The organism is Pseudonocardia sp. TMWB2A, assembly GCF_017312135.1.
Genome location: NZ_QKQY01000002.1, coordinates 1,641,703 through 1,654,772, shown reverse-complemented (window position 1 = coordinate 1,654,772; position 13,070 = coordinate 1,641,703). Strand labels below are relative to the sequence as shown.

Here is a 13,070-nt window from a genome sequence, read left to right as displayed (position 1 = left end):
GCGGACGGGGGCCGTGTGCTCAGTCGAACAGGTCCGGGTCGGTACGGACGACCTCGTCCCACAGCGGCTGGTAGGAGAACCAGCCGGCGTAGGGGGTACCGGTCTGCTCGGCGGTGAACCGCGCGTTGGCGTGGTCGACGAGCGTCGGCGTCCCCGCGGCCTCGGCGAGCAGCTGCGCCTGGCAGTTGCGCTCGGTCGAGATGAACCACCAGGCGGCCTCGGCGACGGTCTCACCGACGGAGAAGATCCCGTGGTTCTGGTGGAACACCATCTTCCGGTCGGTCAGGCCGCGGGCCAGCGCCCGGCCCGCCTCCGGGTCGAGCACGACCGCGCCCGCGCCCTCGTGGACGACGCCGTGGTTCTCGTAGAGGGCGCAGGCGTCCTGGGTGATGGGGTCCAGCGGGCGGCCCAGCGACGACCACGCCTTGCCGTACACCGAGTGGGCGTGGGCGGCCGCGACGACGTGCGGGTGCTCGGCGTGCACGGCCGAGTGGATGACGAACCCGGCCTGGTTCACCGGGCGGTTCCCGTGCCGGACCGTGCCGTGGTGGTCGACCATGATCAGGTCCGAGACCCGGATGTGCCGGAAGCTCATGCCGAACGGGTTGACCCAGAACATCTCCGGGTCCTCCGGGTCGCGCACGGTGATGTGCCCGGCGATGCCCTCGCCGAAGCCGAACCGGCCGAAGATCCGGAACGCGCCGGCGAGCTGCTGCTTGCGGTGCAGCCGCTCCTCGGCGGAGGTGGCGAACGTCGGCGGCGTGGGCAGACCGCCGGTACCACCGCCGCCGAGGGCGGCGGTACCGGAGCTGCTGGTGGTGGTGTCCTGCGTGGGGGCGGCCATGACCCGACCGTGCGCCGGATCACGCCCCGGGTCAAGCGGTGGCTCAGCGGCCGTGCGGGGTGCCCTCGGTGAACCCGGCGGTGGTCTGCACCCCGACGACGGAGCGCTCGTGCAGCTCGTCGACCGAGCGCGCGCCCGCGTAGGTGCACGCGGAGCGGACGCCCGAGCAGATCTCGTCGAGCACGTCCTCCACGCCCGGCCGGTCCGGGTCCAGCCGCTGGCGCGAGGACGAGATGCCCTCCTCGAACAGCGACTTGCGGGCCCGGTCGAACGCGTTGTCCCCGCGGGTGCGGGCGCTGACCGCGCGCTTGGAGGCCATCCCGAACGACTCCTTGTACGCGCGGCCGTGCTCGTCGCGCAGCAGGTCGCCGGGGGACTCGTAGGTGCCCGCCAGCCAGGAGCCGATCATCACCGAGGCCGCGCCCGCGGCGAGGGCGAGTGCGACGTCGCGCGGGTGGCGCACCCCGCCGTCGGCCCAGACGACGGCGCCGCGCTCGCGGGCCGCGGCGGCGCACTCGGCGACCGCGGAGAACTGCGGGCGCCCGACGCCGGTCATCATCCGGGTCGTGCACATGGCGCCGGGGCCGACGCCGACCTTGACGATGTCGGCGCCCGCGTCGACCAGATCGGCGACGCCCTCGGCGGTGACCACGTTGCCGGCGGCGACCGGGACCGCGGCCCCGGCCTGGTCGACCACACGGCGGACCGCGCCGAGCGCCTCGAACATCTTCTCCTGGTGGCCGTGCGCGGTGTCGACGACGAGCACGTCCACACCGGCGTCGAGCAGGGCCTTCGCCTTCACCGCGACGTCGCCGTTGATGCCGATCGCGGCCGCGGTGCGCAGCCGGCCCGCGCCGTCGAGGGCGGGGGAGTAGATCCCGGCCCGGATCGCGCCGAGCGGGGTGAGCAGGCCCGCGAGACGGCCGTCGCCGTCGAGGCCGAGCGCCACCGCCTTCCGACCGGCGTCGAGCTGCTCGAACACCTCCCGCGGCTCGGTGCCCAGCGGCAGCGCCAGCGGGTCGGGGTCGAGGACGTCGGCGAGCCGGGTGAAGCGGTCCACCCCCGCGCAGTGCGCCTCGGACACGGTCCCGACCGGGCGGCCGCCGTCGTCGACGACCACGACGGCGTCGTGGGCCCGCTTGGGCAGCAGGTTCAGCGCGTCGGCCACCGCGTCGGAGGTGCGCAGCACCAGCGGGGTGTCCCACACCGGGTGCCGGGACTTGATCCAGGTCACGATCTCCGCGACGGCGTCGGTCGCCACGTCCTGCGGCAGCACCGTCAGGGCGCCGCGGCGGGCGAGGGTCTCGGCCATCCGGCGGCCGGCGACGGCGGTCATGTTCGCCGCGACGACCGGCACCGTGGCCCCGGAGCGGTCCGGGGCGGTGAGGTCCACGTCGAACCGGGACGTCACCGTGGAACGGCGCGGGACGAGGAAGACGTCGTCGTAGGTCAGGTCGTGCTCGGGCCGGCGGTCGTCGAGGAAGCGCACGATGTCGGGATGCTACGCCCCGGGGCGTTGTCACGCGTCCGTCATGTGAGGGGAACCGCCGGGCAACCCCGTGTGCCTACCGTCGGGTACATGCCGGTGCCGTCGCCGTCCCACCACGTGCGGGCGTCCGACGCGCGCCGGCTCCGGGACCTGCTGCGCATCGCCGTCGCCGGGCGCGGGCGCCCCGGGGACCTACTGCCCGGTGAGGACGAGCTGATGGTGCGCCACGGTGTGCCGCGCAGCGCCGTCCGCGCCGCGCTGGGGCTGCTCCGCGAGGAGGGGCTGCTGCGGCCCGGGCCGACCGCGCACCGGATCGTCGCCCGCCCGCACTACCCCGGCCGGACCGCCGTCACGGGCACGGGCACCCGGGTCCCGCGCTGGCTCGAACGCACCGGGATCGCCGCGCCCGACGTGCTCGCCGACTGGCTCGGTGTCCCCGTCGGCACGCCGTGCCTGCGCACCGAGTGCGTCTCGGCGACGGCCGGTGGCGGCGCGGTGCTGGAGACCCACTACTTGGCCACCGAGGCCGCGGCGCTGCTGCTCGCGGTGCCCGGGACCGGCCCGTTCGACCGGCAGCTCGCCGACGCCGGGCTGCGTCCCGCGCGGGCGGGAACCCGGTCCGGCCCGGTGCCCGCCGACCCCGACTCGGCGGCGCTGCTCGGCGTCGCCGCCGGTGCCCCGCTGCTGGGGGCCGAACGCACCCTGACCGGCGACGACGGCCGGGTCCTCGCCGTCAGCGTGCTGCGCGCCGACCCGTCAGGCACGGTCCCGGTGGCCCGCGACGGCGCCGCGGCCGCTCAGCCCGACAGCAGCGCCCGCACCGCCTCCAGCGAGTCGGCCTCGGCCGGGGTCTTGTCCGGGCGGTAGCGCAGCACCCGGGCGAAGCGCAGCGCGACCCCGCCCGGGTAGCGGGTGCTGCGTTGCGCGCCGTCGAGTGCGATCTCGACGACGAGCTCGGGCCGCAGGTGCACCACGCCGGGCTCGCGCGCCGTCTCGTACTCCGGGAAGGTCGCGGTCTGCCAGGCCAGCAGCTCGTCGGTCATCCCCTTGAACGTCTTGCCGACCATCACCGGCTCCCCGCCGTCCGGGTCGCGGGCGCCGAGGTGGATGTTCGACAGCGACCCGGTCCGCCGCCCGTAGCCCCACTCGGCGCCCAGCACCACCAGGTCCAGGGTGTGCACCGGCTTCACCTTCTGCCAGGCCTTGCCGCGCCGCCCGGCCGCGTACGGCGCGGCCAGGTCCTTCACGACGACGCCCTCGTGCCCCGCCGACAGCGCCTCGGAGAGGACCGCGGCCGCCTGTTCCGGCGACGGCCGCCGCACCCCCGGCATCCGCAGCGCGGCGTGGGTGTCCGCGGCGAGCAGCCCGGCGAGCGCGTCGAGCCGGACCTCGGCGGGCTCGTCGACCAGGTCGCGGCCGTCGAGGTGGAGCAGGTCGAAGAAGAACGGCGACAGCAGGACGTCCGGTACCCGCTCCTCGGTGCCGAACCGGCTCATCGTGTCCTGGAACGGGCGGGGGCGGCCGTCGTCGTCGAGGGCGAGGGTCTCGCCGTCGAGCACCGCGGTGTCGCACGGCAGCCCGCGCACCAGCTCCACCAGCTCGGGCACCCCGTCGGTGATCTCGCGCAGCGTGCGCGTCCACACCCGCACCTCGTCGCCGCGGCGGTGCACCTGGATGCGGGCGCCGTCGAGCTTGTGCTCGACGGTGACGTCGGTGCCGAGCCCGGCCAGCGCGGCGTCGAGCGAGTCGCCGGGGGAGGCGAGCATCGGCCGGATCGGCCTGCCCACCTCCAGCCCGATCGCGGCGAGCGCGTCCTGTCCGCCGGTCAGCGCGGTGGCCGCGGTCTCCGGCAGCCGGCCGGACAGCATGAACGCGCGGCGCACCGCGGGCGCGGGTGCCTCGGAGGCGGCGGCGACGGCGTCCACCATCAGCCCCTCGAGGGCGCCCTGGCGCAGCTCGCCGGTGAGCAGGCGGTGCAGTAAGCGCTGCTCCTCGGTGGTCGCGGCGCCGTACAGCTCGGTGAGCAGCTCGCGGCGCCGGGCCGCCGAGCCGGTCCCCGCGGTGCCGGCCAGCTCGTCGAGCAGTGCGTCGACCCGCTCCACCGTCAGCGACGGCTCCGCCGCGGCCGGCACGTCGACGCCCGACAGGGTCCGCCAGCCGGTCCCGATCCGGCCCTGCCGGGGGACCCCGGACAGCCAGGCGACGACCGGCACGACCTCGGCCGGCGCGGCGGTGCGCAGCAGCCCGGCGAGCGCGGCGGTCTTCTCCTTGCGCGCGCGGGTCGCCCCGACCGCGGCCGAGGTGGTGACGACGTCGGTGAACAGCACGGGGTCAGTGAAGCAGCGACCCCCGACAGTTCGCGCGTCGTCGGATCAGGCGGTGCGCGCGGCCTGCGGTACCGGGACGGGGCCTGGGCCGGACGCGGCGGGCGGCAGGATGGCGCGGCGCCACAGCTCGGCGACCGGGACGACCCCGCGGCAGGTGCCGTCCGGTGCGACGACGACCAGGTCGTCGTAGCCGCGGGCCGGGTCGCCGGACAGACCGATCTCCATCGCGCGGTGCAGCGGGGTCCGCTCGTCGACGGTGCGTGGCGGGTCCGCCAGCTCGGCCGCCGGCTTCTCGGCCCACAGCGCGTGCCCGAACCGGCCGGCCAGCTGGAGCAGGACGCGGCTGCGGTCGAGGTAGCCGACCGGCCGGTGCGCCCGGTCGACCAGGACGATCCCGGCCGAGTCGGGGCGGGCGCGCAGCGCCTCGCGGGCGGTGTCGCCGACGGCGTCGGCGGGCAGAGTCACGGCCGGCACCGCGAGCCCGCGCACCGGCGGACCGGCCGGGACGGGTACCGGGGTGGCGGCGGGCTCCGGCGTTTCGCCGCGCTCCGGCGCCGGGTGGCCGGGCCCGGGCCGCCCCGGGACGGGACGGACGGCGGCGGTCCGGCCGGCGGCGGGCTGTGGCATCGCGCTCAGCAGGCCGAGCAGCTCCGCGCGGGTCGCCGGGTCGGCCTCGGGCGCGGCGCGCGTCCCACCCAGCAACGGGCCCTGGGCGAACGCGATCCCGATCGCGAACAGCCCCGTCAGCCGGGCCGCGTCGCGGACCCCGGTCGCGGCGACCGGCGCCCCGACCGCGCGGGACACCTCGACCACGGCACGGACGGCGGCGCCGGCCCCCGTGTCGAGCACCCCGTCGCAGAGGTCCGGCTCGAGCTTCACCACGTCCGGCCGGACGGCGGCTACGAGCTCCGGACCGAACGCGCGCCCGGCCCCGTCGAGACCGATCCGGAACCCCCAGCGCCGCAGCTCGGCCAGTGCCGGGACGAGGTGCTCCGCCGGGGCGGCCGCGGCGATCGGCGGGCCGACCTCCAGCAGGGGAGCGACCGGGTCGGACGTGCCGCCGAGCATGGCGCGCAGCCGTCCGCGGGCGTGCAGGACGGTGTCCGCGGCGACGTCGACCTGCACCGGGACGGCGGCAGCCCAGGACCGGGCGGACGCGACCGCGGAGACCGCGGTGCCCGCGTTGAGCTCGGCGATCCGGCGGGCGTCCCAGCCGCGGTCGCGGGCCGCGACGGCCACCGCGTCGTGGTGCAGGCGCGGCACGACCTCGACCCCGGTGCAGCGACCGGAGCGCAGATCGTGCACGGGGACGTACGCGAAGCGCTGGTCGGGCATGGGAGAGGTCCGTTCGAGTGACAGTGATCGACTGACGCACACACGGTGTCACGTCGATGTGGACCGAACGGGGACGCGGAGGTGAACAGCGGATGGACTGACCCGGTGCGCCCGGCCGGTGACCGGGCGCAGCCGGGGGTCAGGAGCGCTTCTCGCCGCGGGTCATCGCCAGCACGTCCAGGGCGCGGTCCAGCTCGGCCTCGGTGAGCGTCCCGTTCGCCACGTGCCCGCGCTCGATCACGACCTCGCGGATCGTCCGGCGCTCCTTCAGCGCCTGCTTCGCGATGGCCGCCGCCTCCTCGTAGCCGATCCTGGAGTTGAGCGGGGTGACGATCGACGGCGAGGACTCGGCGTACTCGCGGGTGCGCTCGAGGTCGGCCTCCATCCCGTCGACGACCTTGTCGGCGAGCAGCCGCGCCGCGTTCGCGATCAGCCGGGCGGACTCCAGCACGTTGCGCGCCATCACCGGCATCATCACGTTCAGCTCCAGGTTGCCCTGGCTGCCGGAGAAGCCGACCGTCGCGTCGTTGCCCATGACCTGCGCGCAGACCATCATCGTGGCCTCGCAGATCACCGGGTTGACCTTGCCCGGCATGATCGAGCTGCCCGGCTGCAGGTCCGGCAGGTGGATCTCGGCCAGCCCGGTGCGCGGACCGGACGACAGCCAGCGCAGGTCGTTGGCGATCTTGTAGAGCGACACGGCGACGGTGCGCAGCGCGCCGGAGGCCTCGACCAGGCCGTCGCGGGAGCCCTGGGCCTCGATGTGGTCGGTGGCCTCGGCGAGCTGCTCCAGACCGGTCGCCTCGCGCAGCTTCGTGACCACCGCGGCGCCGAACCCGTCCGGAGCGTTGAGCCCGGTGCCGACCGCGGTCCCGCCGATCGGCAGGACGGCGAGGCGGGGGAGCGCGTCGCGGACGCGGTCGGCGCCGTAGCCGGCCTGGCTGGCCCAGCCGCCGGCCTCCTGGCCGAGGGTGATCGGGACGGCGTCCATGAGGTGGGTGCGGCCGGCCTTCACGACCTCCGACCAGTCCGCCGCGCGGCGGCGCAGCGCGGCCTCGAGGTGCTGCAGCGCCGGGACGACCTCGGTCGCCAGCGCCTCGGTGGCGGCGAGGTGGATGGTCGTCGGGAAGACGTCGTTCGACGACTGCGAGGCGTTGACGTGGTCGTTCGGGTGCACGTCGGTGCCGGCGCGGGCGGCCAGCGAGGCGATCACCTCGTTGGCGTTCATGTTCGACGACGTGCCCGAGCCCGTCTGGAAGACGTCGACCGGGAAGTGGTCGTCGTGCCCGCCCGCGGCCACCTCGTCGGCGGCCGCGGCGATCGCGCGGGCCCGGTCGTCGTCCAGTACGCCCAGCTCGCCGTTCACCCGGGCCGCGGCCGCCTTGACCAGGCCGAGTGCGCGGATCTGGGCGCGCTCCAGGCCGCGGCCCGAGATCGGGAAGTTCTCCACCGCGCGCTGGGTCTGGGCCCGCCACAACGCGTCGGCGGGGACCCGGACCTCGCCCATGGTGTCGTGCTCGATGCGGAAGTCCTCGCTCATGGGCGAAGGTCTACTCCTCCACGACCCGTCCCGCAGTGTTAAGTGAGCCTAACCTCATGGCAGCGGCGGGGCCTCGCCCTCGACGCCGTCGAAGTCGACGGAGGAGAACTCGCGCAGCTTGGTGAGACGGTGGTAGCCGTCGATCAGCCGGACGGTGCCGGACTTCGACCGCATCACGATCGACTGGGTGGTCGCGCCGCCACCCCGGTAGTGGACGCCGCGCAGCAGCGGGCCGTCGGTGATGCCGGTGGCGCAGAAGAAGACGTTCTCGCCGCGCACGAGCTCGGCGGTGGTCAGGACCTTGTCGAGGTCGTGGCCCGCGGCGAGGGCCTTCTCGCGCTCGGCGTCGTCCTTGGGCCACAGCCGGCCCTGGATCTCGCCGCCCATGCACTTCAGCGCGGCCGCGGTGATGATCCCCTCCGGGGTGCCGCCGACGCCGTAGAGCATGTCCACGCCCGAGGTGGGACGCGCGGCGGCGATGGCACCGGCGACGTCGCCGTCGGAGATGAAGGCGATGCGGGCTCCGGCCTCGCGGATCTCGGTGACGATCTGCTCGTGGCGGGGGCGGTCGAGCACGCAGACGGTGACGTCGGCGACGTCGATCTCCTTGGCCCGCGCGACCCGGCGGATGTTCTCCGCGACCGGTGCGGTGATGTCGATGACGTCCGCGGCCTCCGGCCCGACCGCGATCTTCTCCATGTAGAAGACGGCGGACGGGTCGAACATGGCGTCCCGCTCGGCGACGGCGAGCACGGCCAGCGCGTTGGGCATGCCCTTGGCCATCAGCGTGGTGCCGTCGATGGGGTCGACGGCGACGTCGCAGAACGGGCCCTCGCCGTTCCCGACCTCCTCGCCGTTGAACAGCATCGGGGCCTCGTCCTTCTCGCCCTCGCCGATGACGACGACGCCGCGCATCGACACCGAGGAGATGAGCTGGCGCATGGCGTCGACGGCGGCACCGTCACCGCCGTTCTTGTCGCCCTTGCCGACCCAGCGGCCCGCGGCCATCGCGGCGGCCTCGGTGACCCGGACCAGCTCCATCGCCAGGTTGCGGTCGGGCGCCTCACGACGGCGGGGGGTGGCGGGGCTGGCGGGCTGGCTCACGGATACGTCTCCATTCACGGGCGGCGTGCTCGTCGGCGACGTCCCCTCGTCCGGGTTCCCACGGGCGTACGGGGAGGCGCCCGGCGATCCTCGCACGTGGGACGCCGGGGGAGCAGTGATGAGCGACCGACGCCATGCCTGGGACGATGGACACGTGAGCGCACGACCTGACCCGGGAACGCCGTCGCCGGACTCCTCGGAGCCCGCCGGGCCCCCGGCTGTCCCGGACCCGGCCGCGACCTCCGGTACCGCCGGGGCCGCCGACCGGGACGCGTCCCCCGGTGGGGCGGCCTCCGCCGGTCGGGCTGCGGCCGACGACCCGGTCCCGGGCACGGTTCCGGCGTCGGACCCGGCGTCGGCCCCGGCTCCGGGCGCTCGCCCCGATGCGGGTCCGGCCCCGGCCGAGACCCCGGCCGTCGCCGCGGCTCCCGCGGGTGCGGCCCGGTCCGGGAGGCCGCAGCCGCCTCCGGTGACCCGCCGGATCCCCGAGGCCGGTCCGCAGGCGATGCACAAGCCCGGGCGCGGCGACACGTCGGTGCGCGACCTGATCTGGGCCTGCCTGATCCTCGTCCCGGTCGCCCTGCTGATCTTCTCGGTCGGCGGGTCCTGCTCGTTCTCGCCCGGCACCCCGGCCGAGGACGCCGCGTCGGCCCCCACCGTCGACGCCCCGGCCCGGCTCGCCGAGTACGCCCGCGGCTCGACCTTCCCGCTGCGGCTGCCGGACGTCCCGTTCCGGGTCAACTCGACCGACCGCGGCCCGGTGGAGGGCGGCGGCACCGCCGTGCGCATCGGCTTCGTCACCCCCGACGCGGACTTCCTGAGCCTGGTCCAGACCGACGGCACGGTCGAGGGGGTCCTCGCCACCGAGTCCGGTTCCGCGGGCCGCGGCGACGGCCCGCCGACGATGCGCGGCACCGTGCAGGCGGGCGGCCTGACCTGGGAGGTCTACGGCGCCGAGGGCGGCGAGCCCTTCCGGATCGCGACGTTGCCCGGCCGGCCGGAGGTCCGCGTCCTGGTGACGGGGTCCGCGTCGGACGAGCAGTTCACCACCCTGGCCACCGCCCTGACGACCGCCCGCGTCTTCCCGCCCGGGTCCTGAGGACCGGTCCCACACGGGTTCCGGCGTCCCACACGGGCTCCGATCCCGTGTGCGACGCCGGATCCCGTGCGGGACGTGGTTGTCCACATCGCGGGGAGTTGTCCACAGGGGCCCGGGTGGGGCCGGCGGACGGGGTGTGGCGGGGCAGGGTCGGGGCATGGACCTCCTGCCCGGTACGACGCCCGTGCGGCGCTCGGAGCTGATCGCCGCGGGGATGAGCGAGGCCGAGATCCGGCAGGCCCTGGGCGCGGGGGCGATCGTGCGGGTCTGCCGCGGGATGTACCGCGGTGCCGTACTGCCCGGGGCGGTGACGGGACCCGGCGGGCGCGGGGAGGAGCTCGTCACCGCGCACGAGCGCGCCGTGCGCGGTGTGCTGCGTCGGCTCGACTCGCCCGCCGTCGTCAGCCACGTCTCCGCCGCGGTCGTGCACGGCGCCGAGACCTGGGACGTGCCGCTGGACCGCGTGCACGTCACGCGGTCGGTGCCGACCGGCGCCCGCAGGGGGCACGACCTCGTCCTCCACGCGCTGCCCCTCGACCCCGCGGAGACGGTCCGGGTGCGCGGGCTCCCGGTCACCAGCCCCGCCCGCACCGTCGTCGACGTCGCCAGGACGGTGCCGTTCGGGCAGGCGGTCGTCGTCGCGGACGCTCTCGCCCGGCGACACGGGCTCGGGACCGCGGAGCTCCTGACCGCGGCCCGCCCGGACCGCCGTCGCCGGGGGACGGCGGCCGCGGTGCGCGTCGCCCGGTTCGCCGACGGGCGCGCCGCGGGCCCCGGCGAGTCGCGCAGCCGGGTCCTGTTCCACACCGCCGGACTCCCCGCACCCGACCTGCAGCGCGAGGTGCGTGACCCCGCCGGCCGGTGGCTCGCGACGGTCGACTTCTGGTGGGACGGCTGTCCACCCGTCGTCGGGGAGTTCGACGGCGAGATCAAGTACGGGCGTCTGCTCCCACCGGGGAGGACGGCGGGCCAGGTGATCACCGAGGAGAAGATCCGCGAGGACCGGCTCCGCGACCTGGGACTGCACGTCGTCCGGTGGACCTGGCGTGACCTGGACGACCCCGCCGCCCTCCTGACCCGCCTCCGGACCAGGCTGCCGACCCGATGACCTCCCACACCGGATCCGGCGTCCCACACCGGATCGGGACCCGTGTGGGACGCCGGATCCCGTGCGGGAGGCTCAGGCCTCGTCGTCGGACTCGGCGTCGGCCAGCTTCTCCTCGATGCGGGTGCGGGCGCCGGCGAGCTGGGCGTCGCAGCGCTTGGCCAGGGCCTCGCCGCGCTCCCACAGCGCAACGGACTCGTCCAGGCCGAGGCCGCCGACCTCCAGCGCGCGCACGACCTCCACGAGCTCGTCGCGGGCCTTCTCGTAGCCCAGGGTCTCCACTGCCGGTCGGTCGCTCATCAGGTCTCCGGGTCGGGGGTGGTGGTCACGGTGGCGGCGACGGCGCCGTCGGCGACCCGGATCCGCAGGCCGGTGCCGGCGGGCGCGTCGGCGACCGACCGCAGCAGCGGGGGCACGTCGTCGTCGGTGCGGTCGGCGAGCTGCACGATCGCGTAGCCGCGGGCCAGGGTCGCGGTCGGGCCGAGCGCGGCGAGCCGGGCACCCAGGTGCTCCAGCTCCGACGACGACCGGTCCAGCCGGCGCAGCACCGCGCGGTGAGCGGCGGCGCGGGCGTCGGCGATCTCGCCCTCCCGGGAGGTGACCATGCGCAGCGGGTCGGCCAGCACCGGCCGTCGTCGCAGGTCGTCGAGGCGGTGCTGCTCGCGGTCGACCCAGCCGTGCAGCGCGCGGCGGGCCCGGTCGCGCAGCCCGGAGATCCGCGCGGTCTCCTCGGCGAGGTCGGGCACCAGGCTGCGTCCGGCCTCGGTGGGGGTGGAACAGCGCACGTCGGCGACGTGGTCGACCAGCGGGGTGTCCGGCTCGTGCCCGATGGCCGACACGACCGGGGTCCGGCAGGCGGCGACGGCGCGGCACAGCGTCTCGTCGGAGAAGGGCAGCAGGTCCTCGACGCTGCCGCCGCCGCGGGCGAGCACGATGACCTCGACGTCCGGGTCACGGTCGAGGGCCCGCAGCGCGCCGACGACCTGCTCGACGGCGAGCCCGCCCTGCACCGCGACGTTCTCGATCCGGAACCGCACCGCGGGCCAGCGCGAGGTCGCGTTGCGGACGACGTCGTGCTCGGCGGCCGAGTCGCGCCCGGTGACCAGGCCGATGGTGTGCGGGAGCAGCGGCGGGCGCCGCTTGAGGGCCGGGTCGAACAGCCCCTCGGCGGCGAGCAGCCTGCGCAGCCGCTCGATGCGGGCCAGCAGCTCGCCGAGCCCGACCGCGCGGATCCGGTCGACGCGCAGCGACAGCGTGCCGCGCCCCAGGTAGAACGACGGCTTGCCGTGCACGATCACCCGGCTGCCCTCGGTCACGGCGCCGCCGGCGTCGCGCACCAGCGACGACGGCGCCGTCAGCTGCAGGGAGATGTCGGCGGCCGGGTCACGCAGGGTCAGGAACGCGGTCCCGGAGCGGGCGTTGACCTGGGCGAGCTGGCCCTCGACCCACACCGCGCCGAGCCGGTCGACCCACTCGGCGATCTTGCGGGCGACCGTGCGGACCGGCCACGGGTCCTCCTCGGAGGTCGTGGCGCTCAACGGTTCTCGGACACCGTCGCGATCCGGTTCGTCAGCATCGTGACGTACGGCGGCCGGTTCTCGTGCGCGGTCTCCCAGGCGAGGAGGTCCGCGAGGTCGTCGAGGCTCAGCGTGCGGAGCTTGCCGCGCAGCTGGGGCACGGTCATCGTCGGGTACTCGGGTAGCACGGCGGGCGCGGTCGCACTCGCCTCGGCCCGGTTCGACGCCGACGCCGGACGCGGCGACGCGGGCGACCGGTCGATCGGGATGCCGGTGCGGGCGGGCCGCAGCGACGACACGGTGCCGTTGCGCCCGGCCGGGGGAGCGGCGGGCGGCAGCGGCGGGGCGATCGGCTCCGGGTCGGGCAGCGAGAGGTCGGCGCCGTCGGCCAGGTCGTCGTCGAAGGTCGCCCAGCTGGGAATGTCGTCGGCGGGGCGCAGGGTGCCCAGCGCGCGGTCGCCCTTGATCGCCAGCTCGGTGATCCGCTGCTGGAGCCGCATGGACACCTGCAGCGCCTGGCTGACCGCGGTCACCGGCAGCTCGACGGCGTGCCGCGGCAGTTCTCGGGCCTGCTCGACGGCGGTCACGACGAGGCCGGCGGCGATCCGCACGGGGAACGGCAGCGGAGACATGCACGCCATTGTCCCCTGATCCGCGGCCGCCTGTCGCGCCGGGCGCGCCGGGACCCGGTCGGGCCGGTCACGTACGGC

12 protein-coding genes are annotated in these 13,070 nt (G+C 75.9%); 3 read left to right on the top strand and 9 right to left on the bottom strand.

The features are described 5' to 3' along the window. Nucleotides 1-19: 19 nt before the first annotated feature. A complete protein-coding gene (locus DMP17_RS22245; RefSeq protein ID WP_226355242.1) occupies nt 20-844 on the bottom strand; it encodes a class II aldolase/adducin family protein in 825 nt (274 codons plus the stop codon). A gap of 43 nt (nt 845-887) precedes the next feature. Next, entirely contained in the window at nt 888-2,333 is a 1,446-nt protein-coding gene (locus tag DMP17_RS22240; RefSeq protein WP_337830483.1) for a GuaB1 family IMP dehydrogenase-related protein, read from the bottom strand. Between the two features lie 90 nt (nt 2,334-2,423). On the opposite strand from DMP17_RS22240, the gene DMP17_RS22235 reads away from it, so the two are divergent. Beyond that, nucleotides 2,424-3,200, top strand: a complete 777-nt coding sequence (locus tag DMP17_RS22235; RefSeq protein WP_337830482.1) for a UTRA domain-containing protein — start codon at nt 2,424-2,426, stop codon at nt 3,198-3,200. On the opposite strand, the gene DMP17_RS22230 is transcribed toward DMP17_RS22235, so the two are convergent. The 4 genes from DMP17_RS22230 to glpX form a co-directional block, all read right to left on the bottom strand. Further along, nucleotides 3,131-4,660 (bottom strand): ATP-dependent DNA ligase, encoded by a 1,530-nt coding sequence (locus DMP17_RS22230; protein ID WP_337830481.1) that lies wholly within the window; start codon nt 4,658-4,660, stop codon nt 3,131-3,133. The genes DMP17_RS22235 and DMP17_RS22230 overlap by 70 nt on opposite strands. Nucleotides 4,661-4,705: 45 nt before the next feature. After that, a complete protein-coding gene (locus DMP17_RS22225) occupies nt 4,706-5,995 on the bottom strand; it encodes an EAL domain-containing protein (RefSeq protein WP_337830480.1) in 1,290 nt (429 codons plus the stop codon). 139 nt (nt 5,996-6,134) lie between these two features. Next, on the bottom strand, nt 6,135-7,535 hold the full coding sequence (locus DMP17_RS22220) for a class II fumarate hydratase (RefSeq protein WP_337830479.1): 1,401 nt from the start codon (nt 7,533-7,535) through the stop codon (nt 6,135-6,137). A gap of 54 nt (nt 7,536-7,589) precedes the next feature. After that, a complete protein-coding gene (glpX, locus tag DMP17_RS22215; RefSeq protein ID WP_226356644.1) occupies nt 7,590-8,576 on the bottom strand; it encodes a class II fructose-bisphosphatase in 987 nt (328 codons plus the stop codon). A gap of 217 nt (nt 8,577-8,793) precedes the next feature. Here glpX and DMP17_RS22210 point away from each other — a divergent pair, with 217 nt between their 5' ends. Next, nucleotides 8,794-9,738 carry a DUF4245 family protein gene (locus DMP17_RS22210; protein ID WP_337830478.1) on the top strand — a complete coding sequence of 315 codons (945 nt, stop codon included), beginning with the start codon at nt 8,794-8,796 and terminating at the stop codon, nt 9,736-9,738. Nucleotides 9,739-9,895: 157 nt separating this feature from the next. Beyond that, entirely contained in the window at nt 9,896-10,846 is a 951-nt protein-coding gene (locus DMP17_RS22205) for a type IV toxin-antitoxin system AbiEi family antitoxin domain-containing protein (RefSeq protein WP_337830477.1), read from the top strand. Nucleotides 10,847-10,918: 72 nt separating this feature from the next. On the opposite strand, the gene DMP17_RS22200 is transcribed toward DMP17_RS22205, so the two are convergent. From DMP17_RS22200 to DMP17_RS22190, 3 genes are read right to left on the bottom strand one after another with little or no spacing between them, the layout of a single operon-like run. After that, nucleotides 10,919-11,143: an exodeoxyribonuclease VII small subunit gene (locus tag DMP17_RS22200; RefSeq protein ID WP_100879661.1), complete on the bottom strand. Its 225-nt coding sequence runs from the start codon at nt 11,141-11,143 to the stop codon at nt 10,919-10,921. Next, a complete protein-coding gene (xseA, locus tag DMP17_RS22195; RefSeq protein WP_226355250.1) occupies nt 11,143-12,381 on the bottom strand; it encodes an exodeoxyribonuclease VII large subunit in 1,239 nt (412 codons plus the stop codon). Before xseA ends, DMP17_RS22200 begins: the two co-directional genes overlap by 1 nt. Next, nucleotides 12,378-12,992 (bottom strand): lipid droplet-associated protein, encoded by a 615-nt coding sequence (locus DMP17_RS22190; RefSeq protein ID WP_062400380.1) that lies wholly within the window; start codon nt 12,990-12,992, stop codon nt 12,378-12,380. Before DMP17_RS22190 ends, xseA begins: the two co-directional genes overlap by 4 nt. Between the last annotated feature and the right edge of the window lie 78 nt (nt 12,993-13,070).